The 20,945-nt window shown below is 64.1% G+C and carries 20 protein-coding genes (1 of these 20 only partly in view); 11 read left to right on the top strand and 9 right to left on the bottom strand.

Going from position 1 to position 20,945, the window contains the following annotated elements; all coding sequences use genetic code 11:
* From U9J33_RS02245 to U9J33_RS02225, 5 genes are all read right to left on the bottom strand, one after another.
* A protein-coding gene (locus tag U9J33_RS02245; protein ID WP_185998290.1) for a TonB-dependent receptor crosses the window boundary here: on the bottom strand, positions 1-1,797 show its 5' portion. 762 nt of this gene lie to the left of the window's left edge; 1,797 of the gene's 2,559 nt are visible here — the first part of the coding sequence; its start codon is at positions 1,795-1,797; the stop codon falls past the left edge of the window.
* An 86-nt stretch (positions 1,798-1,883) separates the two neighbouring features.
* Positions 1,884-1,970 carry a YezD family protein gene (locus U9J33_RS02240; protein ID WP_231636316.1) on the bottom strand — a complete coding sequence of 29 codons (87 nt, stop codon included), beginning with the start codon at positions 1,968-1,970 and terminating at the stop codon, positions 1,884-1,886.
* A gap of 387 nt (positions 1,971-2,357) precedes the next feature.
* The gene (locus tag U9J33_RS02235) at positions 2,358-2,798 is read right to left on the bottom strand and encodes an RrF2 family transcriptional regulator (protein WP_054442256.1); all 441 of its coding nucleotides are present in this window, start codon (positions 2,796-2,798) and stop codon (positions 2,358-2,360) included.
* A gap of 143 nt (positions 2,799-2,941) precedes the next feature.
* Positions 2,942-3,436: a hypothetical protein gene (locus tag U9J33_RS02230; protein WP_324697586.1), complete on the bottom strand. Its 495-nt coding sequence runs from the start codon at positions 3,434-3,436 to the stop codon at positions 2,942-2,944.
* Positions 3,437-3,447: 11 nt separating this feature from the next.
* Positions 3,448-4,239, bottom strand: a complete 792-nt coding sequence (locus tag U9J33_RS02225; RefSeq protein WP_324697584.1) for an SDR family oxidoreductase — start codon at positions 4,237-4,239, stop codon at positions 3,448-3,450.
* Positions 4,240-4,380: 141 nt separating this feature from the next.
* Here U9J33_RS02225 and U9J33_RS02220 point away from each other — a divergent pair, with 141 nt between their 5' ends.
* On the top strand, positions 4,381-5,370 hold the full coding sequence (locus U9J33_RS02220) for a GlxA family transcriptional regulator (protein WP_324697582.1): 990 nt from the start codon (positions 4,381-4,383) through the stop codon (positions 5,368-5,370).
* A gap of 1 nt (position 5,371) precedes the next feature.
* Here U9J33_RS02220 and U9J33_RS02215 read toward each other — a convergent pair whose 3' ends face one another.
* Both U9J33_RS02215 and U9J33_RS02210 read right to left on the bottom strand, forming a co-directional pair.
* Positions 5,372-6,367, bottom strand: a complete 996-nt coding sequence (locus U9J33_RS02215) for a bile acid:sodium symporter family protein (protein WP_324697580.1) — start codon at positions 6,365-6,367, stop codon at positions 5,372-5,374.
* A 30-nt stretch (positions 6,368-6,397) separates the two neighbouring features.
* The gene (locus U9J33_RS02210; protein WP_324697578.1) at positions 6,398-7,423 is read right to left on the bottom strand and encodes an aldo/keto reductase; all 1,026 of its coding nucleotides are present in this window, start codon (positions 7,421-7,423) and stop codon (positions 6,398-6,400) included.
* Between the two features lie 377 nt (positions 7,424-7,800).
* Here U9J33_RS02210 and U9J33_RS02205 point away from each other — a divergent pair, with 377 nt between their 5' ends.
* The 9 genes from U9J33_RS02205 (at position 7,801) to U9J33_RS02165 (ending at position 18,239) form a co-directional block, all read left to right on the top strand.
* Complete coding sequence (locus U9J33_RS02205; RefSeq protein WP_324697576.1) at positions 7,801-10,182, top strand: TonB-dependent receptor; 2,382 nt, start codon at positions 7,801-7,803, stop codon at positions 10,180-10,182.
* Positions 10,183-10,394: 212 nt separating this feature from the next.
* On the top strand, positions 10,395-11,660 hold the full coding sequence (locus tag U9J33_RS02200; RefSeq protein ID WP_292635196.1) for a CynX/NimT family MFS transporter: 1,266 nt from the start codon (positions 10,395-10,397) through the stop codon (positions 11,658-11,660).
* Between the two features lie 219 nt (positions 11,661-11,879).
* Complete coding sequence (locus tag U9J33_RS02195) at positions 11,880-13,094, top strand: aromatic ring-hydroxylating oxygenase subunit alpha (protein WP_054442004.1); 1,215 nt, start codon at positions 11,880-11,882, stop codon at positions 13,092-13,094.
* A gap of 181 nt (positions 13,095-13,275) precedes the next feature.
* Entirely contained in the window at positions 13,276-13,761 is a 486-nt protein-coding gene (locus tag U9J33_RS02190; protein ID WP_324697572.1) for a VOC family protein, read from the top strand.
* Positions 13,762-13,874: 113 nt separating this feature from the next.
* Entirely contained in the window at positions 13,875-14,657 is a 783-nt protein-coding gene (gene ygiD / locus U9J33_RS02185) for a 4,5-DOPA dioxygenase extradiol (protein ID WP_132468611.1), read from the top strand.
* 37 nt (positions 14,658-14,694) lie between these two features.
* Positions 14,695-15,792, top strand: a complete 1,098-nt coding sequence (locus U9J33_RS02180) for an acetamidase/formamidase family protein (RefSeq protein ID WP_324697569.1) — start codon at positions 14,695-14,697, stop codon at positions 15,790-15,792.
* Between the two features lie 77 nt (positions 15,793-15,869).
* Positions 15,870-16,682, top strand: a complete 813-nt coding sequence (locus U9J33_RS02175) for a TauD/TfdA dioxygenase family protein (protein ID WP_054442007.1) — start codon at positions 15,870-15,872, stop codon at positions 16,680-16,682.
* A gap of 8 nt (positions 16,683-16,690) precedes the next feature.
* A complete protein-coding gene (locus tag U9J33_RS02170) occupies positions 16,691-17,935 on the top strand; it encodes a serine hydrolase domain-containing protein (RefSeq protein WP_324697567.1) in 1,245 nt (414 codons plus the stop codon).
* Between the two features lie 70 nt (positions 17,936-18,005).
* Positions 18,006-18,239, top strand: a complete 234-nt coding sequence (locus tag U9J33_RS02165) for a ribbon-helix-helix domain-containing protein (RefSeq protein ID WP_324697565.1) — start codon at positions 18,006-18,008, stop codon at positions 18,237-18,239.
* Between the two features lie 90 nt (positions 18,240-18,329).
* On the opposite strand, the gene U9J33_RS02160 is transcribed toward U9J33_RS02165, so the two are convergent.
* Together U9J33_RS02160 and murA are read right to left on the bottom strand one after the other, a co-directional pair.
* Entirely contained in the window at positions 18,330-18,545 is a 216-nt protein-coding gene (locus U9J33_RS02160) for a hypothetical protein (protein ID WP_054442009.1), read from the bottom strand.
* 60 nt (positions 18,546-18,605) lie between these two features.
* On the bottom strand, positions 18,606-19,889 hold the full coding sequence (gene murA, locus U9J33_RS02155; protein WP_185998301.1) for a UDP-N-acetylglucosamine 1-carboxyvinyltransferase: 1,284 nt from the start codon (positions 19,887-19,889) through the stop codon (positions 18,606-18,608).
* 127 nt (positions 19,890-20,016) lie between these two features.
* Between murA and galU the strand changes: the two genes are divergently transcribed.
* The gene (gene galU, locus U9J33_RS02150) at positions 20,017-20,898 is read left to right on the top strand and encodes a UTP--glucose-1-phosphate uridylyltransferase GalU (RefSeq protein WP_054442011.1); all 882 of its coding nucleotides are present in this window, start codon (positions 20,017-20,019) and stop codon (positions 20,896-20,898) included.
* Positions 20,899-20,945 lie beyond the last annotated feature (47 nt).

Raw genomic sequence — 20,945 nt, 5'->3', positions numbered from 1 at the left:
AATCGGGTTGTTCTGAAGGTCGACCGGCACGCCGTTCTGGTTGATACCGCCCGACTTGAAGCTCTTTGCGTAAGTTGCATAGAACAGCACGTCCGGCGTGATCTTGTAGCTTGCGTTGAAATCGTAGCTGAAGTTCCAGTCGCTGAATTCGGGCGAGATTTCCTGCGGGGTGTAGATCGCCAACTGCGCGGTCTGGCGCGGCGTATAGGACGCCTGACCGAGCAGCAGTTCATTGCCCTGCCCATCGAAGACGCGGCGCTGGTAGTAGCCTTCCTTCTTGTCATAGTTCAGGCGCACGCCGGGCTGGAGCGTCAGTTCCGGCGTGAGATGCCAGCTCAACTGGCCAAACAGCGCAGCGCTGGTGTTCTTGAGATACTGCGTGTTGTAGGCAACCAGGCCGTTCAGCACCGAAGGATCGCAGGCGAGCTGGTTCGACGTCGTGGGGCCGCAGCCCGATGAGCCCGGCGGGACGACGGAGTCGTTGCCCGGATTGATGCTCCAGCGGCTGGCGGCGGCGCCTTGCGCTTCGGTGCCCTGCGTATCGATGCGCTGGTAGAAGCCGAAGGCACCGACGACGAAGTCGATCTTGTCACTGCTGTAGTTGTAGCGCAGTTCCTGCGTATACTGGTCCTGCTGCGAGGGGTTCTGCGACAGGGAGACGATCGGCAGGCCGGTGAAGTCACGGTCGTTGGACGGATCCCAGTCCCAGAAACGCCAGGCGGTGACCGAGGTCAGTTCGCCCGCGCCGAGATTCCACTTCACGCGCAGCGAAGCGCCGCCGATCTTGTTCTTCGCCTTCAGCGGCGTGTCGAGATCGGTAAGACGGTCGAAAGGATCGGTGCTGGGCGGTGCATAGCCCTGCGCTGCGGCAAGCGCGGCGAACTGGCGGTTGAGCGCACGCTGGGTCGTACCGGTGCGGACGTAGACCGAACCGCAGCAGTTCGCATCCTGCGTGCTGAAATCCCCTGCAAGCGTGATCGCCAGCGTGTCGGTCGGCTTCCAGAGCAACTGGCCGCGCAGGCCGAGGTTGTCCTGGCTCTGAATCCACTGGTTGGTCGTCACATTGTAGATCGTGCCGCGACGGTCAGTCGAGGAGATGGCAATGCGTGCCGCCAGCTTGTCTGTCAGCGGGCCGGAAACAGCGGCCTTGGCCTGCTTGAAGTTGTAGTTGCCGATCGAGACTTCGGCCTTGCCTTCGAAGTCGAAGGTGGGCTGGTTCGTCGTGATGTTGATCGCGCCGGCCGTGGTGTTCTTGCCGTAGAGCGTGCCTTGCGGTCCGCGCAGCACTTCGATCTGGGCGACGTCGAGGAAATCGAACGTGGCCGAGGCGACGCGCGAGTTGTAGACGTCGTCGATGTAGATACCGACGCCCTGTTCGATACCGTCATTGGTAAGGCCGAACGGCACTCCGAGACCGCGAATGTTGACCGCCGTGTTGCGCGGGTTCGAGGAATAGAACTGCAGTGTAGGCGTGAGCTGCTGGAGGCGGCCGACGTTGAACGAGCCGGTGGAGTCGATATGCTCGCCGCCCACCACGGAGATCGCCAAAGGCACTTCCTGGCTCGATTCCTGACGGCGACGTGCCGTCACGAGGATCTCACCACCGCGATCGTGGGCGCCCGTGCCCACCGAGGTCGGCGGTCCCTCTTCGGTGCCGTCGGCATTGACCGATGTCGTCGTCGCCACCGGTTCCGCGGCTTCCTCGGCCAATGCGGGCGTCGCGGCCAGCATGAGCGTGAACGATAGGCAAGCGAGTGGAAGCGGGGCCGGAAGCGGCCCGCGAATAAACTTTCTCATGAAGTCCCCCTTATGTTTTTCGAAGGGCCTCACATCCGGCGGTCCGGTCTGCGCGGCAGGCTGTCAGGTTCCGGTGAAGCGCACGCCTACGAGGCGAAGCGCCGCCGTTCAGTGATGTCCAGCTGAACGAGCTTTCCATCGTGGACTGTCAGTTGGATGACGCCGTAGCGCATCTGATCCAGGGCATCGGCGACTACCTGAAGAGGTGCCGCCTTGGGATTTGTGCCCTCTGAATCCCTGGAGAGGTGCAGTCCCGATCGCTGGTTGTCCGATGACGGTTGAGACATTGCGAATCTTCCTCCGAGCGCGGCTTTATCCTGCCGCCGTCCGCACTCGTATTCTCAACTTAATAAGTTGACAATACGCCTACCCGAAAGTTTCTCGTTTTCACGCCAAAGCAAAATCTATTTACGCCGAAGCGATGAATGGCTCCCCCCTTTGAACAGGATGGCAAATAGGGATCGCAGCCATCGACCGCCCGGCTATCCGGACGGCATCGCTTCGCGAAAAATATAAATAAAATGGATACTTACTTGCCGCGCGGGGCGGCGCTTCCGCGCTTAGACGTCTTCGTCGATCTGCGCGGGAACGGGGTCGATCCGGTCAGAAAGACGCACGCCGTCAAGCAGTTCAGCGGTGCGATCACGCACTTCCAGCATCAAGGCACGAGTGCGACATTCACCTTCTTCAAGGCAATTCTTGCACTTTTCGTGCGCGAAACGACTGGCGCAGGGCACGAGTGCGAGCGATCCGCGCATCAGGCGAATGAGATCGCCATAAGTGATGTCGATCGGGGAGACCGCAAGCCGGTAGCCGCCATCCTTGCCTCGCTGGGAATCGACAATGCCGAACCGGGTCAGTTCGGACAGGATCGTCGTCAGGAATTTGGCGGGAATGTTCTGTGCTTCGGCGATCTGCGCGAGTTGAATCGGACCTTGCCCGTAGTTGTCGGCAAGATGCTGCATGGCGCGGATGGCGTATCGGGTTTTCTGCGAAAGCACGTTCCCGTCATGCAGCAGCGCAAGAGCCGATGGCAAGGCCGTTAAGCCGTGATTTCACAGATTGTCAGCCTTTTTGGTTGGCAAGGCAAAATGGCGCCTCCGCCGGAGGCCGGTTCAGGCGGAGGCAGGTGTCGAAACAGGGGTCAGGCGGCTGTCCGGCGGGCGACCGAGAAAGTACGGGTGCCCAGTGCGATCATGGCGGCGAGCGTCGCGAGTTGTGCCGCGAGAAATGGAGTCTCGGTCCCTTGGGGAGCGAGAGCATGAAGCGACGGCACTTTCAGGAAGGCCTGTGTCACGAAGGCCAGCAGGTTGAGGTAAAGCGCCAGGCTCGCGCTCACAGCATAAATAGCCCTCGCGCGGCCCTTCAGCCCGTAACGGTAGACCGCAATGAAGGCGACTGCGAGAACCGGGGTCGAGACGATTCCGGTAATGAGCGCCGGCGTAATCGCGCGGATCGGAAACAGGAAACCGGTGAGCGTCGTCGCCGCCGTAGTGACGAGAAAGAGCCCTGTGAGGAACCGCACTCTCACGCGGCCCGATGCGAAGGCCAGCATGACCACGATCCCGGTCGCGATCGCTACCAAGCTGATCGCGACATGGAGTGCGGTGAACTGGGCGATATCGAGACCAAGGATCATGACACGCTCCCTCAGTTGGCCGCCACCGCGCCGTAGCGCAGCGCGGGTGTTGAAAGCGAAAGGTTGGGACGCATCGCGAGGCGCGCCGCCAGATAGGCTTCATACTGCGCCATGTCGGGCAGCGCCGGGATGGTCACCGCTTCTCCCATGTCGAGACCGGCGAGCGCGGCATCGACCATGTCTTGCGCTTCCATGACCATGTGCGCGGGAAGCGTCGCCATCTTCTCATCGGTCCAGATCGCGGTGCGAGTGATCCCCGGCAGAACCGCCTGGACGCGAACGCCCTTGGGGCCGAGTTCGGCGGCGAGCGCTTCGCTAAATGCCAGCACATAGGCCTTCGTGGCGGGATAGACCGCCGTGAAGGCATCCGGCATCAGCGCCGTGACGGAAGTGATGTTGACGATGGTCCCCTCTCCCGCAGCAGCCAACCGGGGCGCGATCGCCGCCGAAAGGCGGGTTACGGCGCGGATGTTGAGGTCGATCATGCCCGAAAGATAGTCGGGGTCGGCTTCGACGATCGAGCCTTCGTTGGCGATGCCCGCATTATTGACGAGGCCCACGATCGCATCGTCGGCGCGCAGCCGCTGTTCCACGTGCAACAGATCCTCGGCCACCGCGAGATCGGCAGCGATCACTTCCACCGCGACGCCGGTTTCCGCCTCGAGCCGCGCGGCGAGATCGGCCAGCCTGTCCTTGCGGCGAGCGACGAGGATCAGGTCATGCCCGCGACGGGCCAGACGGTCGGCATAGAGCGCGCCGATGCCATCGGAAGCGCCGGTAACGAGGTAGGTGTTCTTGCTCATCGTACTTCTCCTGGGCTTCTATTGCTTTCGGGGTCGGTGTCTTTGCGCCGGGCACGATTGGAGATAGGCTTTGCCGTCCCGTTCGGGGCGCGGCGCTTGCGACATTGAGCAGGCCAAAACCGACAAAGGATGTTCGCGACGATGAAACCGACTTCGCGGCCTGAACTGGAAGTTGGCCTCTTACTCTACCACGGCTGCCAGATGGCGATGATCCATGGAATTACGGACCTCTTCGCCATAGCTTCCCACTTCTCCACCGGGCGCGGCGGGCCGGCCCTTCGCGTCAGTCACTGGATGCGCAGCGAAGAGGGCCAGTTCGCGCGATGCCACGACACCGCGGCGGACCGGCCGGGAGAACCTTCGGTGCTGATAGTCCCCGGCCGCCTTTCCGGACCTGCCGGCCTGGAAGAAGCCGCCCCTTATGCCCGATGGCTGCGCGAGCACCATGCACGCGGCGCCACGCTGGCCTCCAGCTGCGGCGGCGCCTTCATCCTCGCCGCAACCGGGCTTCTCGACGGCCGTCCGGCAACCACGCACTGGCTTTTCGCGCAGGACTTCCGGGAGCGGTTTCCCAAGGTTCTCGTAGAACCTGACAAGATCGTGATCGAGGACGGTGACATCATCACCGGAGGCGGACTCATGGCCTGGACCGATCTGGGCGTGCGGCTGGTTGACCGCCTGCTTGGCCCGACCGTCATGATCGAAACCGCGAAGTTCCTGCTCGTCGATCCCGCCGGGCGCGAACAGCGGCACTATTCCAGCTTCGCGCCGAAACTCACGCATGGCGACGAGGCGATCCTGAAGGTGCAGCACTGGTTGCAGTCACGCGGCGGCCGACCGGCCAGCGTGGCCGAAATGGCGGATATGGCCGGGCTTGAGGAACGCACGCTCCAGCGCCGGTTCAAGAGCGCGACCGGGATGAAGCCCACCGAATACGTCCAGCACTTGCGCATCGGCAAGGCGCGCGAACTGCTGGAATTCACCCGGCGCTCGATCGACCAGATCGCCTGGTCGGTGGGCTATGAGGACGCCACCGCGTTTCGCCGCGTGTTCAGCCGGATACTTGGCCTGACTCCCGGCGACTATCGGGCTCGCTTCCACAGTGGAGCGGAACTGGCGGTGGCAGCCTGATTCACCCCGGAGAAAGCGCCCCGTCGCCCTTCCGCTCTTCGGCCTTGGCGGCGAGCCTTCGGGCGAGAACGGCGCAGACCATGAGCTGGATCTGGTGGAAGAACATCAGCGGCAGGATGATCGCGCCCACCTGCGCGGCGGGAAACAGCACGCCTGCCAGCGGCACGCCGGTCGCCAGGCTCTTTTTCGAGCCGCAGAACAGGATGACGATGCGGTCTTCGTGATTGAAGCCCAGCAGCCTGCCCAGCACATTTCCCAGCACCATCACGAGCGCCAGAATCCCAAGCGAAAGCGCCGCGATGAGCGCCAGTTCGGAAAGCGTCACCTTCTGCCACAGTCCCTCGAGCACGGCGGCCCCGAACGCGGTATAGACCACCAGCAGGATCGAACCGCGATCCGTATAGCCCAGCAGCTTCTTGTGCCGTTGGACGAAGCCCCCGATCCACGGCCGCAGCAGGTGCCCCGCCACGAACGGCAGCAGCAGCTGGAGCGAAATCGTGACGATCGGATCGGTCGAGAAGCCCTGCGCCTTGCCGGTGATGAGCAGCGCGGTGAGCACCGGGGTCAGGAAAATGCCCGCAAGGTTCGAGAACGAGGCGCTGCACACCGCCGCCGCCACATTGCCGCCCGCAATCGCGGTGAAGGCGATCGAACTCTGCACCGTCGAGGGCAGCAGGGTCAGGAACAGCACCCCGGTTGCCAGCGAGGGTTCGAGGCCCGGAATGGCACTCACGCCAAGGCCGATCAGCGGGAACAGCACGAAAGTCAGGCAGGCCACCGTCAGATGCAGCTTCCACGCCCGCGCCCCGTCGAGGATAGCCTCGCGAGAGAGCTTGGCGCCGTGCAGGAAGAACAGCAGCGCGATCCCCGCATCGGCCACCCCGCCCGCCACATCCGCCCAGACCCCGCGCGCCGGAAGCACCGAGGCCAGCCCCACCGTCGAGACCAGCAGGAGAAGATAAGGGTCGATGCTCAGGCGCGAAAGCAGGCGATTCATGGAGAGTCCTGATCGAGGGAAAGAAGGAAATCAGCCGGGAACGGGACCGGAGCCCGAACCGGAATCGCGAATGGCGGCGGCAATTCCGGCCAAGTCCTCATCGCTCAGCACTAGACCGGCCGCGGCCACCCAGCCGTCCACTTGCGCCGGGCTGCGCGCGCCGACGATGGCCCCCGTCACGCCCGGAACAGCCAGCACCCAGGCAACCGCCACCGCAGCCTGCGACACCCCGTGCCGCTCTGCCACCGGCTTCATCGCCGCTGCCACGGCCAGGTTGCGAACAAGATTTTCCCCGGTGAAGTCAGGATGGCGGCTACGCCAGTCATCCGCGGCAAGCGCCGCCGCGCGCTCGGCCGAGAAGGCCCCGGAAAGCAGGCCCGACTGCATCGGGCTATAGACGATCACCCCGGTATCCCGGGCAAGACACCATGGCAGGTCCCGTTCCATCGCACCGCGCTTCAACGCCGAAAGCGGCGGCTGAAGGGTGTCGACATGGCCCATGCCCTCAGCCTCGGCCAGTTGCCCGGCATCATGATTGGACAGGCCGACCGCCCTCACCTTCCCCGCCGCCTTCAGTTCCAGCAAGGCGCCCCAGTATTCGTCCAGCGCCGAGCCGTCCTCTGCCGGCCAATGCATCTGCAGCAGGTCGATCCGCTCCACGCGCAGGCGCCGCAGTGAATCCTCGGCCTCCTGCACGATCGACGCCTTGCGGCCGACGCGAATCTTGGAATTGCGGTCGTTCGGATCCCAGACCTGCCCGCACTTGGTGAAGACATAGGGCCGTTCGTGAACGGGCATCTCCGCAAGGGCGCGCGCGACCACCTCCTCGGAGTGGCCAAGGCCGTAGATCGCCGCCGTGTCGATCCAGTTCACTCCGCGTGACACGGCATGGCGGATGGCACGGATCGAATCTGCATCGTCCTGCGCGCCCCAGCCGACCGCCCAGTCCGGCCCGCCGATGGCCCAGGCGCCAAATCCGACGCGGCTGATCTCCATGCCCGTCAAACCGAGCGGACGGGTGGCGAGCCTTTCTGCGATGCCGGTGGTCATGGCCATGCTTCTCCCTGAGGGGCGGCGTGATCAAAGCCTGCGCCGCCGACCTTCGAACTCATCCCGCCATTGCCATGCCTCCGGCGCCCGGTCTTGTCGCCAGACCACCCGGCAGCTTGACGCAAGACGCCATGCCCCGCCGATTTTGCATTGCAAGAAAGCGGGCTGCGGGAAAACTCCTGTTCGTTAACCCGTACAAGCCTTGGAAAACCGGCGATTCGTACTAACTTCGCCCTCCGTCGCAGGTTTCAACGGTCAAGTACTTATTCGCAAATGCACAAGACCGCGTCCGTTCCCCGCGCCAGATTTTCCGACAAGCGGCCACAAGCACAAGCACGAGCCGCAAAACCGGGAATCGGTCTGACTTTGTTCGGGGAGCTACCATGATCAGCAAGTCACGAATCGCCTACGCGCTCGCCTCGAGCGTTTCTCTCCTCGCGTTCGCATCGGGCAGCGCGCACGCCGAGGAAGCCGCAGCAGCAGCAGCCACCGCTGCCGCCGCGCCGTCCGAAGGCCTTACCGATATCGTCGTCACTGCCGAGCGCCGCGACGTCAGCCTGCAACAGGCGCCGCTTTCGGTCAGCGCCATCACCGCCGAAACGCTCAAGGCCTCGAACATCAACGACATTACCGGCCTCAACGGTACGGTTCCCGGTCTCGTGGTCGCCCGCAGCGGCGGCGGCGAGCGCATCATCTCGATCCGCGGCATCGGTTCGGAAACGCCCGAGAACACCAACACCCAGCCGGGTGTCTCCTATCACATCGACGGCGTCTACATCTTCAACTCGATCGCCGCGAGCGCGGCCTTCATCGACGTGGCGCAAGTCGAGGTACTGCGCGGTCCACAGGGCACCCTGTTCGGACAGGGATCGACCGGCGGCACCATCAACGTCGTATCGATCGAGCCGAGCACCGAGAGCCTGAGCGGCAATCTCAACGCCGGGATCGGCAACTACAACTACATGGAGGGCTCGGGCGCGGTGAACGTGCCCCTGTCCAGCACCCTCGCGGTGCGCGGCGCCTTCCAGTACACCAAGCATGACGGCTACGCCTATGCCACCAAGGTGCCCGGTGTAGAAAAGTACGACCTCGACGATCAGGACGAGACCGGCTGGCGTCTCGGCGCCAAGTGGCAGCCTGCCTCGAACTTCTCGGTCGTGCTGAACACGGTGCAGTTCAACAGCGAGACCAACGGCCCCGCCCAGAAGAACATCCTCGATCCCGAAACCGATCCGCGCGTACTGACGCAGGACTATCCGGGGCGCTCCAAGGTCAAGACGCAGCTCTATACCGGCGTGGTGAAGTGGGAGACGCCGTTCGCCACGATCAAGTCGATCACCGGCTACCAGAAGCTCCATTCCGAACAGGCGTGGGATTCGGACGGCCTCGACACCGAAACGTTCTTCCAGAACACCTACAACCCGATCAGCTTCACCGGCGTGGCCTACGACCATGTGCCGCTGTGGGAATCGGACACCAAGAGCTGGAGCCAGGAGCTCAACCTGACCTCCAACGGCAGCGGCCCGTTCAACTGGGTTCTCGGCGGGGTCTACCTGCACTCCAAGAACAGCCAGTACATCAACGAATACCGCGGTTCGACCGGCGACATCCTTTCCCCGGCGCTGCCCACCAGCACGGCCTGGAACGATCCCGCGATCGAAAACCTGACTTATGCCGAGCTGTCCTCGATCAAGCGCGATCTTTACGCCTTCTTCGCACAGGGCACCTACGATCTCACCAGCCAGCTCAAGCTGACCGCCGGCGTGCGATACAACCACGACAAGGCCACCGGCATGTTCGACAGCATGTCCGGCGGCACTTCCAGCCAGACCTCGGGCGCCTATCTCCAGCCTTCCTCCACGGGAGGCCGCAAGGGCGATGCATGGACCGGCAAGGTCGCGCTGGATTACCAGATCACGCCAAACAACATGGTCTATGCAAGCTGGACGCGCGGCTTCAAGCCGGGGGGCATCAACTCTTCCGCTTCCGCAGGCAACAGCTACTCGATCCTGCCGACCTACAAGCAGGAAACCGTCGACTCGTTCGAGATCGGCACCAAGAACCGGTTCCTGGGCGATACGCTCCAGATCAACGGTTCGGCCTTCCTCTACAACTATCGCAACATGCAGTTCCTGGAGGAAGACCCGATCCTTTACGGCGAGGGCATCAGCAACGCCCCCAAGGCGCGTGTCTACGGCCTCGAACTCGAAGGCTCCTACATTCCCACCGAAGGACTGCGCTTCGACGCCTCGATGTCCTATCTGGAGGGCGAATTCACGTCGCACTACCTCGCGCTCGATCCGACCAACGCCGCCAATGCCCAGAACGCGGCGGGCTATCCCGACTACCTGTTCTGGACCAACTTCGCCGCCGCCGTGGCGGCACGCGATGCCGCGCGGGAGGATATCAAGGGTAACCGCATCCCCAAGCTGCCGCGCTGGCAGGGCAATGTGGCCGCGACCTGGAACGGTCAGGTCGGTCCGGGCGAACTGACCGCCCGTGCCCAGCTGATCTACCGGGGCAAGTACCAGTACCGCCTGTTCAACGAAGGCGATGTCGACATCACGCCCTCGTACACGCAGGTCAACCTGATGCTGAAGTACGAACCCCAGGACACCAACACCAACGTCACCCTGCGCGTCGTCAATCTCTTCGATAAGAACGGCGTGAACTCGCGCTTCTCCGACCCCTACGGCAGCGCCCAGGTGATGGAGACCTTCATTCCGCCGCGTCAGGTGATCCTTTCGGTCGGCTACAAGTTCTGATCCGGCCCGAAAGGGTCGCGGGAACGGCAAAGGGCGCGGAGGCTTCGGTCTCCGCGCCCTTTCCTTTTCGGACAAAGTGCCGCCGATCCTTGTTCCGCAGCCTCGATCAACTATCTAGGCGCAGGTCATCAAGAGTGTGCAGCCGCAGCATGAGAGCCTGCACGGCGTGTCAGTCCGGCGATTCCATCCGGACGGAGCCCGCAGGAGTAGCAATGCCGCGCAGTGCCCTCGTCATGTTCGCCGCCTCGCTGGGGTTCTTCTTCGTGACGGCGACGACCTTCACCTCTCTCGGCTATGTGCTCTATACGATGGTGGCGCAGCTCGGCTGGTCGAAGGCGGCCGCGGGGCTCAGCTTCTCGCTGCTCGGGCTCGCCTGTGGTCTCGCCAGCCCGCTGCCGCCGCTGCTGATGAAATCCATCGGCACCCGGCTGACGATGTTTGCGGGCTGCCTCACCCTTGCCGCCGGGTTCTTCATCGCTTCGCAGATCGAGCACCTGACGCTGTTCTTCGTGGCCACCACGCTGATGGGCATCGGCTTCTCGCTCGTCGCTCCCTCGCCCGCCGTCTACCTGCTGGCGACATGGTTCCCGCGCACCTCCTCGCGGATGATCGGCTTCTACTTCATGACCGGCGCGGCAGGCGGCATCGTCGGCCCCCTGATCGTCGGCGGCATCGTCGGCCTGACCGGCGACTGGCGCCTGCACTGGCTGGTCATGTCCGTAAGCGCCCTCATCCTCGGCCTGATCTGCCTCGCCTGCATCCGCGACGCGGTGAAGGTGGAAAGCGTCGAGCAGGTCAAGGGCGCGGGCCATGAGCAGGCCGCCCCGGCGCAGAACAGCGTGTGGACCGTGAAGCAGGCGCTGATGACCCCGAGCTTCCTGATTCTCGCCCTCATCATGACGGTGGTGCAGACGGCGGTCACTTCGGCGCACTCCATTCTCGTGGCTCACATCGCCAACCTCGGCGAAGGCGCCGCGCCCGGCGCGATCGCCATGAGCCTGCTGGCCTTTGCCGGCACCGGCGCCAAGGGGCTGACCGGCACCCTGTGCGAACGCATCGACCCGCGCCGCATTCTTGTAGCGGGACTCGCCCTGCAGGCCCTGGCCATGGCATTGCTGTGGTCCGCCTCGATGGTGCTTGTCGCCACGGCAGCCGCCACGCTGTTCGGACTGGGCTGGGGCATGGCCTGGCTCTCGGCCCATATCCTCCTCCTGCGCTACTTCGGCGCCGGCATCGCCGGCGATATGACCGCCATGGCCACCACGGCAACGACCCTTGCGGTCCTCGGCCCGATCGGTGCCGGCCGGATCGCCGACGTGACCGGCGGCTATTCGCTGGCCATCCTCGTGTTTGCCCTGCTGCTGGCTGCCGCCACGATCGTTGCGGTGCTGTTCCTGCGTGCGCCGGTCTATCGCCCCGCACCAGCCGCCCCGCAGCCAGCCGCGATCGACGAAGACGGAATGGTCCCGGCCGAATAAGCAGTTCCCGCCGGAAGTGAACGCCACCCGAAGCGCGGTAGTCGCTTCGGGTGGCTTTTGCATTTTTTTGAAGCGGACTTCGCAGAGCGGTGTCCATTCCTGCCAAAAGTCACTGCGCCCAGTGCAAAGCCCTGCCCTGCGGCACCCGCTAGTCTCCCCCTGTTGCGGGAGGACGCACGGCGTTCTCCCCGGTCTCACCGATACGGGGATCAGGCAGGAATGACTCTACTCAACGATCAGTTCTTCGACAGCCTTGGCAGTTCCATCAAGGACACGCTCGAAGCCGACACGCTGCCTCCGGCCTGCTATACCGACGAGGAATTCCACCACTTCGAGAAAGCTGCCCTGTTCGAGCACGAATGGCTCTGCGTCGGCCGTGCCGAGTGGCTGGAAAAGCCCGGTGACTTCTTCACCGTGACCCGCGCGGACGAGCCGATCATCGTCACCAAAACGCGCGACGGCACCGTCAAGGCGCTTTCGGCGGTCTGCCAGCACCGCGCCATGCTGGTGGCGGAGGGTCACGGCAATGCCCGCGCCTTCGTCTGCCCCTATCATCACTGGACCTACGATCTGGACGGCACGCTCGTCGGCGCACCGGCGATGAACCGCACCTGCAATTTCGACAAGAAGGCCGCCAGCCTGCCGGAAATCCGGCACGAGATCTGGCACGGCTTCGTCTTCATCAACCTCGACCCCGAAGCCGAGCCGCTGACCCCGCGCCTTTCCGGGCTGGAGGATGTCGTCGCCAACTATGACTTCGCGAACCTGCGCGGGCCGCGTCCAGAGGAAGCCACCGTGTTCCCCTGGAACTGGAAAGTCATGCTGGAGAACAACAACGACGGCTACCACGCCAGCCGCCTGCACGCAGGGCCGCTGCACGACTTCATCCCGAGCGGGCTCGCCACTTTCCCCGAAGTGCCGGAAGATTCGGCGGGCTATTACCGGCTCAACGGCACGCTTCACAAGAACGCCGCCTTCAACGCCACGCAGAAGTCGGTCTTCCCGGTGTTCCCCAAGCTTACCGAGGAGGAGCAGAACCGGCTCCTCTTCGTGAACCTGCCGCCCAGCCTCTCGCTGGTCGTGCTGAACGACACCGTGCTCTATCTCATCATGGACCCGCGCTCGGCCCAGTCGCACGCCCTGACCATCGGCACGCTGATGGTGCCCGAGGCCATGGACGATCCGCTGTTCGAGCTGAAGATGAAGATGAACGACACAGCGGTCGAGGAGATCGTCAGCCAGGACTTCCACGTCGACGAGCTGGTCCAGCAGGGCCTGCGCTCGAAGTTCGCGCCGCGCGGTCGCTACTCCTGGCAGGAGGGGGCCCAGCGCCTGCTCAACGTCTGGCTGGTGGAGCGCTATCGCCGCGAATGGGACCGCCGCCGCGGGCCCCAGAAACCTTTGGCTGCCCCGGTCACCCGCCTGCGCGCCTGATTTACAGAGTTTTACCGTCACCCATTCCCGACGGTCTGCGGCGTCCGGTCTCGTACCGGGCGCCGCCTTTTTATCCGCGCTTCCGGGCAGGCGCGAGGAATCAACGATTCGTGCGCGGCATGGCGAGCGTCCGCAAACCTACCGGCTAGGCCTGTCTCCATACCAACGGGAGCACGCCTACATGACCAACACCCTCATCTTCGTCGACTTCGCCACCGACGATCCCGCCAAGGCCGGCGAATTCTATGCGGAAGTCTTCGGCTGGGAAAACGACGCGCGCCCGCACGGTATCTACCACCGCATGGTCCCTGGCGGCTTCTTCCAGAACAAGGACGGGTCGGACAGCCAGATCGGCAACCTCCACCTCGGCGTGTTCGACGCGAACAACGCCCGCCCGCACCCGAATCCCGAAGGCGTGGAGCCGCGCACCTTGTCCACCGATGGCCGCAAGGCGCGCATCTGGGTGCTGATCGGCGACGACGACAGCCCCGAACGCATTCTCGCCACCGCCGAAAAGCTGGGCGGCAAGGTGCTCTGGCGCAACCATTACTGGAAGGAATTCAACGGCTACAACCACGCCTTCGCCGATCCCTGGGGCAACGAGATACTGCTGTGGGGCAAGGCCGGCGAGAATCCGCAGATTCCCGAGGACTACACGCGCGAATAGGCAGGGGCTTCCACGGCGGCGCGACAAGTTCTTGTGCGCGCCGCCGCAAGACCGCCCGCCCCGCTTCTCCATAGCCTGCACGCATCGAAGCTATACCCGGAGCCAGACGCACAATGAGCCGCCTTCCCATCGTTTTCTTCGGACATGGCAGCCCGATGGTGGCGCTGGAAAAGAGCGCCGTCACCCGGACCTGGAACCAGATCGCGGAGGGCATCGGCAAGCCGCGCGCAATCCTGTGCATCTCGGCCCACTGGCAGACGCGCGGCACCGCCGTCACCGCCATGGCCCAGCCGCGCACGATCCACGACTTCGGCGCCTTCCCGCAGGCTCTGTTCGACGTGCAGTACCCCGCCCCCGGCGATCCGGAACTGGCGACACGCGTGCGCGAACTGCTCAGCCCGATGCCGGTGAGCATGGACGCCAACTGGGGGCTGGACCACGGCACCTGGTCTGTGCTGGTCCATGCCTATCCCGAAGCGGACGTTCCGGTGATCCAGCTTGGCATGGATCTTGGCAAGAGCGCGGCCGAGCACTGGCTGGTCGGCCGCATGCTGCGCCCGCTGCGCGACGAGGGCGTGCTGATCATGGGAACCGGCAACATCGTCCACAACCTGCCGGCGATGGACTGGGCCAACCCGGCCGCCGATCCCTATCCCTGGGCCGAGCAGTTCAACTCCACGATGTGCAAGGCGATCGCCTCCGACGATCCGCAGACCGTGATCGACTACGAGGCACTGGGCGATGCCGCCCGGCTCTCGGTGCCGAGTTCCGACCATTTCCTGCCGCTGCTCTACGTCCTGGGCGCCCGCCACGAGGACGAGGCGGCAACCTTCGAACCCGATTTCATCCAGCACAAGTCGCTCAGCATGACGAGCGTGCTGATCGGCGCCGAATAAGCGCCCGCACCCCATTTCCTTCCCAACAGGAGTTCCGATGGCACTGATCAGCCTTAAGCCCGAGCCCGCCAGGGAGGCCGCTCTCCAGCCGTCGGCCCTGCACCATCTTCGGGCCACGCCGGAAACGGTGCACTGGGGCTACTTCTCGCCCGAGATCAAGCCGGCGCTCTATGTGAAGAGCGGCGACCTGATCCAGGCGCAAGCCGTCACGCACCATGCCGGCGACGATCCGGACCTGATGTTCGACGATGACATCCGCCGCATCTTCACCGAAATCGATCCCGCCACCCGTGCGCCGGGTTGCCATATCATGACCGGCCCGATCTTCGTGGAGGGCGCCGAACCGGGCGACATGCTGGAAGTGCGCTACATGGCGATGCGCCCGCGCTTCAACTACGGCTCGAACCTCGCCGCCAACTGGGGCCATCTCTACGAGGAGTTCGGCGAGACCGAGCGCGTCACGATCTACAAGATCGATCCCAACGCCAATACTGCCAGCGCGCTCTACGCCTATGACGTGGACGAGAAATATGTCGTGCCCGGCCGCATCACCCATTGCCCGGAATGCGACCGCTCCACCGCGCTACCCGGCATCACAATCCCGGCCCGTCCGCACCTCGGCACCGCCGGCGTCGCGCCGGCCGTCAACGAGGCGGTGAGCACGATTCCCCCCGGCCTTCACGGCGGCAATATCGATAACTGGCGCATCGGCGCGGGCGCGACGATGTATTACCCGGTGCAGGTCAAGGGCGGCCTGTTCTCGATCGGCGACCCCCACATCAGCCAGGGCGATGGCGAGATCAGCGGCACCGCGATCGAATCCTCGCTCGACGTGCTGTTCCAGATCATCTTGCGCAAGGACTTCTCTTTCCCCTCGCCGCTGCTGGAAACGCCGGATTGCTGGATCGTCCACGGCTTCGGAGAGAATCTGGACAAGGCGATGAAGTCCGCCTCGCTGGACATGCTCCACCTCCTCACAGAGCATCAGGGCCTTTCGCGCAACGACGGCTATTCGCTGATGAGCGTCGCTGCCGACTTCGGCGTGACTCAGGTGGTCGACGGCACGCAGGGCATCCACTGCCGCATCGAACGCCGCATCTTTCCCGAGAAGGGCAGCGTTCGCGATCCCGAATGAAACCGAACGCACCGGACGCGAGAGCCCTCACTCCGCGTCCGGTGCGTGCCCAAGAAGACAAGAACCGGAGCCCGACAATGGGTTATGAACTGATCGACGTCCGCCCCCTGACCAAGCGCATCGGCGCGGAAATCTTCGGGGTCGACTTGCGCCAGCCGCTCGGCAACCAGGCCTTCGCCGAGATTCACGACGCGCTGATGAAGCACCAGGTCGTGTTCTTCCGCGATCAGGATATCGATCACGAGGCGCACAAGGCGCTGGGCCGCGCTTTCGGCCGGTTGGCGATTCACTCGGGCGTCGCCGGGCTTCCCGACCATCCCGAAGTCGTCGCGATCCATGCCGACGAGAATTCGAAGTTCGTCGCGGGCGAAAACTGGCATTCGGACCTCTCAGCCGATGCCGAACCGCCGATGGGTTCGATCCTGCACATCCACACCCTGCCCGAAGACGGCGGCGATACGCTCTTTGCCAGCATGTATGCGGCCTATGACGCGCTGTCCCCGGCAATGAAGGCCTTCCTCGATCCGCTGACCGCCGTTCACGACGCCAACCACGTCTACAAGGCGATCTTCCCGGATTCGACCAAGACCTACCCCTGCAATTCGCACCCGGTGATCCGCACCCATCCGGTCACCGGCCGCAAGCTGCTGTTCGTGAACTCGTCCTACACCACGAAGATCAACGAGCTGTCCGGCCCCGAGAGCAAGGCCGTGCTCGATTTCCTGTTCGACCATGTGAAAGACGCCAATTTCCACGTCCGCTTTCGCTGGCAGAAGAATTCGGTGGCCTTCTGGGACAATCGCTGCACCCAGCACTTCGCGGTATGGGACTACTTCCCCGAGGTCCGCTCGGGCTTCCGCGTGACGGTGGCCGGCGACCGGCCTTTCTGAGCCCGTCGATGCAGTTGCACCTGCTGCTTGCGGCGACGGCGCTGTTTTCCGCAGCGCCCTCGCTTGCCGCCGCTCCAGCCGAGACACTGCAACGCGAACTCGACGCGATGGTCGCCTCAGGCGAATTGCCACAGGCGCTGGTGCTGATCGAACAGCACGGCAAGCCGCTAGTGGAGCTTTCGAGCGGCTACGCCGATATCGAAAGCCGGCGTCCGATCGCCCGCGATGCGATTTTCCGGCTCTACTCGATGTCGAAGCCGATCACCTCGGTCGGGATCATGATGCTGGCCGAACGGAGCAAGCTCGCGCTGACCGATCCTGTCGGCAAGTATCTGCCGGAAATGGCGAACTTGCGCGTCTGGGACGGCAGCAAAACGGCTGACACGATTGCCGCTACACGTCCGGTCACTATCGAGGACCTGCTACTCCACCGCTCCGGCCTCACTTACGAATTCATGGGCGATACCCCGGTCCAGCGCTGGTATCGCGAAAAAGGCGTCAGCCGCGCCACCGCCGTCGCCAGCGCCCATGCGCAAGTGCCGCCCGCCGCGACGCTGGATGACCTCGTGGCCCGCCTGGGCCAGGCCCCCCTGCTCCACCAGCCGGGCGAGCGCTTCAGTTATGGTTTCTCCACCACGGTACTCGGCGCGGTGATCGAGCGCGTTTCCGGCGAAAGCCTCGATGCTTTCCTCAAAGGCAACATCCTCGACCCGCTGGAGATGAAGGACACGACTTTCGTCGTCAGCGACACGCAGGCACCACGTCTCGTCACCGGCTACCTGGCGACCGAACAGGGCCTCCGTGCGGTGGACCTGCCGGAAACGTCGGAATATCGAAACTCCGCGCGGCTGCGCGATGGCGGCGGTGCATTGGCCGGAACGCTGGAGGACTATCGCCATTTCGCGGAAATGCTGGCCCGTCGCGGAAAGTGGCACGGCAAGCGGCTGCTCAAACCGGAATCGGTCGATGCCATGTACACCCCTCGCCTGAGGACGGGCGGCGGCGAACATCTCGACAGCCCCTTCGGCTACGGCCTTGCGATAGGCGACCCCGGAACCGAAGCGCGCGGGGGACTGCCGGTGGGCGCCGGCAGCTGGTCAGGCTCGGCCAACACCTATTTCTTCGCCGACCCGGCTCACGATGTCGTCGCGATCCTGATGACCAACGAACTGACGCCCGGCCCATTCGAGGCGCGAACCTGGAAGCTGCGTGAGGCGCTCGACCGTGCGGCACTGGCTGTCACCAAACGCTAGGCGGCGTGGACCCCATCCCGGCGCGATGTTGACGTTTCCCCTCCTCCCCAACCCGGCTACGCTCTCTTCCATGACCCAACTTTACCACCCGCCGATCAAGCGCTCGATCGAGATCGCCGGGCACAAGACTTCGATCAGTCTCGAACCGCTGTTCTGGGACATGCTCAAGGAAATCGCCGTGCGCCAGCGCGTGCCGCTGAACGCGCTGGTCGCGCGGATCGATGCGGACCGCCTGGAAGCAGAAACGCCTCCCGGCCTGGCCAGCGCCATCCGCGTCTGGCTGGTCGATACGCTGCGGACCTGAGCCGGCCTGAAAACGGGAAGGGGCGGAAGCCTTGCGGCCCCGCCCCTCGGGTACACTGCGATGGCTCGCAGGAAACTCAGTAGGTAGAATTCAGTAGCTGGAAGGCGGATCGCTGGCCGGGAAGCTCTCGTCGATCGCCTCGTCCGTCTTCGACCAGCGCGGCGGCTTGGTCGTCATGCTTTCCGGCCCGGCATCGCGGACGTGGCCGAAACCGCCTCCGGCAGCTGCTTCTTCCTTGTCGCGGTTCGCGTACTTGTAAAGTGCGTAGCCGACTGCGCCGGCTGCGGCCAACTTGATCAGGCCCATGGTCGTTGCTCCTCTCGGGTATTCAGTAAGAGCAACGCGCCATGATCGCGAACGGTTGCCTTACTCGCCGCCGACCCGTTCGATCTGTGCGCCGACCAGAGCGAGCTTTTCCTCGAGACGTTCATAACCGCGATCGAGATGGTACAGACGGTGGACCTGCGTTTCGCCCTCGGCCGCCAGACCTGCGATCACGAGGCTCATCGAGGCGCGAAGATCGGTTGCCATGACTTCGGCCCCGGTGAGCCGGGGAACGCCGTGGACGATGGCGGTGCGCCCCTTGGTTTCGATATGCGCGCCCATGCGGTTCAGTTCGGGAACGTGCATGTAGCGGTTCTCGAAGATCGTCTCGGTCAGGACACTCGAACCCTCGGCCCGGCACAGAAGTGCCATGAGCTGGGCCTGCATGTCGGTGGCGAAGCCCGGATAGGGTGCGGTCGAAAGCGTGACGGGCCTGAGCGGACCATCCGCCGCAACGTGAAGCCCCTCGGCCGTCGGTTCGACATGGACGCCCGCATCGCGCAGCGCCTGCACGGTGGCTTCCATATCCTCGATCTTGGCGCCCTTCAGCGTGACTTCGCCGCCGGTGATAGCCGCCGCGCAGGCATAGGAGCCCGCCTCGATACGATCCGGCATGACCATGTAAGTCGCGCCGTGCAGGCGGTTCACCCCGTGAACGGTGATGTCGGACGTGCCGATACCCTCGATCTGCGCGCCCATGGCGACGAGCAGATTGCAAAGGTCAACGATCTCCGGTTCGCGCGCTGCATTGTGCAGGGTGGACTTGCCCTTGCAGAGCACGGCCGCCATCAGCGCGTTCTCGGTCGCGCCGACAGAGACCACCGGGAAGGAATAGCGGCCGCCCGGCAGGCCGCCGTCCGGCGCGATCGCGCGAACGTAGCCCGCCGCCATCTCGATCTGTGCGCCCAGCGCTTCGAGCGCCTTGAGGTGCAGGTCGATCGGGCGATTGCCGATCGCGCAGCCGCCGGGCAGCGAAACGGTCGCCTCGCCCATGCGCGCCAGCATCGGACCGAGCACGAGGATCGAAGCGCGCATCTTGCGCACCAGATCGTAGGGCGCCACCGAACTGGTAATGCGCGGCGCCTGCAAGGTCATCACACGGCCGAAATCTTCAGGACGGCTGCCCGCGATCATCGTCGAGATGCCGAACTGGTTCATCAGATGCTGGAACCCGTCGATGTCCGCCAGACGCGGCAAATTGCGCAACGTCAGCGGCTCTTCGGTGAGCAAGGCGCAAGGCAGCAGCGTCAACGCCGCGTTCTTCGCACCGGAAACGGGAATGGTGCCGGAAAGGCGCTTGCCGCCTTCGATGATGATCTTGTCCATTGCCCGCTCTTTAACGGGATTTGGCCGTGCAGCAAGCACGGCTCGGAGAAACTTGGATAGACTGTTGCGCTGCGTCTGCGAAGCGGCTTTAACTTCATTGTAACCAAACGGAGTCAGACCTTTAACCATGTCTGCACCACAGTACAAAAAGCCCGTCCGTAAAGCGGTGTTCCCGGTCGCCGGCCTTGGAACCCGCTTTCTTCCCGCCACCAAGGCGATTCCGAAGGAGCTTCTACCTGTCGTAGATCGGCCGCTGATTCAGTATGCGGTAGACGAAGCGCGTGAAGCGGGGATCGAGGAATTCGTCTTCGTTACGGGTCGCGGCAAGACGGCAATCGTCGAACACTTCGACACGGCCTACGAACTCGAAGCCACGATGACCGCGCGCGGCAAGTCGCTCGATGCCCTGGAACCGACGCGAATCCAGCCCGGCAATCTCGTTACGGTGCGTCAGCAGGTTCCCCTCGGCCTCGGCCATGCGGTTTGGTGCGCCCGCGCGGTGATCGGCGACGAACCTTTCGCGATCTTCCTTCCCGATGAACTGATGTATGGCTCCCCGGGCTGCATGGCCCAGATGGTGGAGGCTTATAACGAAGTCGGCGGCAACCTCGTCTCGGTGCTGGAAGTGCCGCGTGAGGAAGTTTCCAGCTACGGCGTCATCGCCCCCGGCGCCAGCAATGGCGCACTCACCGAGGTCAAGGGTCTGGTCGAAAAGCCCAAGGTCGATGAGGCGCCTTCCAACAAGATCGTCTCGGGCCGGTACATCCTTCAGCCGGAAATCATGGACCTGCTGGCCAACCAGGGCAAAGGGGCAGGCGGCGAAATCCAGCTCACCGATTCGATGGCCAAGCTGATCGGCCAGCAGCCGTTCCACGCCGTTACTTTCGCCGGCCAGCGGTTCGATTGCGGCTCCAAGGTCGGCTTCGTCGAAGCCACTCTCGCCATCGCGCTCGACCGGGCGGACATGGGTGAGGAAGTGCGCAGCATCGCCCGGAAGCTGCTGGGCTGAACAGGCTGCGGTGCCGGAGACGCTCCGTCTCCGGCCGCTCCTTCGAT

The sequence above is a fragment of the Novosphingobium sp. RL4 genome, from assembly GCF_035658495.1.
GTDB lineage: Bacteria > Pseudomonadota > Alphaproteobacteria > Sphingomonadales > Sphingomonadaceae > Novosphingobium.
This window is presented reverse-complemented; position numbering and strand designations above follow the sequence as displayed.

Coding starts and splice junctions, on each gene's coding strand:
- U9J33_RS02240 (WP_231636316.1), bottom strand. CDS start 1,970: ATGCGCTACGGCGTCATCCAACTGACAGTCCACGATGGAAAGCTCGTT.
- U9J33_RS02230 (WP_324697586.1), bottom strand. CDS start 3,436: ATGATCCTTGGTCTCGATATCGCCCAGTTCACCGCACTCCATGTCGCG.
- U9J33_RS02225 (WP_324697584.1), bottom strand. CDS start 4,239: ATGAGCAAGAACACCTACCTCGTTACCGGCGCTTCCGATGGCATCGGC.
- U9J33_RS02220 (WP_324697582.1), top strand. CDS start 4,381: ATGAAACCGACTTCGCGGCCTGAACTGGAAGTTGGCCTCTTACTCTAC.
- U9J33_RS02215 (WP_324697580.1), bottom strand. CDS start 6,367: ATGAATCGCCTGCTTTCGCGCCTGAGCATCGACCCTTATCTTCTCCTG.
- U9J33_RS02210 (WP_324697578.1), bottom strand. CDS start 7,423: ATGGCCATGACCACCGGCATCGCAGAAAGGCTCGCCACCCGTCCGCTC.
- U9J33_RS02205 (WP_324697576.1), top strand. CDS start 7,801: ATGATCAGCAAGTCACGAATCGCCTACGCGCTCGCCTCGAGCGTTTCT.
- U9J33_RS02200 (WP_292635196.1), top strand. CDS start 10,395: ATGCCGCGCAGTGCCCTCGTCATGTTCGCCGCCTCGCTGGGGTTCTTC.
- U9J33_RS02195 (WP_054442004.1), top strand. CDS start 11,880: ATGACTCTACTCAACGATCAGTTCTTCGACAGCCTTGGCAGTTCCATC.
- U9J33_RS02190 (WP_324697572.1), top strand. CDS start 13,276: ATGACCAACACCCTCATCTTCGTCGACTTCGCCACCGACGATCCCGCC.
- ygiD (WP_132468611.1), top strand. CDS start 13,875: ATGAGCCGCCTTCCCATCGTTTTCTTCGGACATGGCAGCCCGATGGTG.
- U9J33_RS02180 (WP_324697569.1), top strand. CDS start 14,695: ATGGCACTGATCAGCCTTAAGCCCGAGCCCGCCAGGGAGGCCGCTCTC.
- U9J33_RS02175 (WP_054442007.1), top strand. CDS start 15,870: ATGGGTTATGAACTGATCGACGTCCGCCCCCTGACCAAGCGCATCGGC.
- U9J33_RS02170 (WP_324697567.1), top strand. CDS start 16,691: ATGCAGTTGCACCTGCTGCTTGCGGCGACGGCGCTGTTTTCCGCAGCG.
- U9J33_RS02165 (WP_324697565.1), top strand. CDS start 18,006: ATGACCCAACTTTACCACCCGCCGATCAAGCGCTCGATCGAGATCGCC.
- U9J33_RS02160 (WP_054442009.1), bottom strand. CDS start 18,545: ATGGGCCTGATCAAGTTGGCCGCAGCCGGCGCAGTCGGCTACGCACTT.
- murA (WP_185998301.1), bottom strand. CDS start 19,889: ATGGACAAGATCATCATCGAAGGCGGCAAGCGCCTTTCCGGCACCATT.
- galU (WP_054442011.1), top strand. CDS start 20,017: ATGTCTGCACCACAGTACAAAAAGCCCGTCCGTAAAGCGGTGTTCCCG.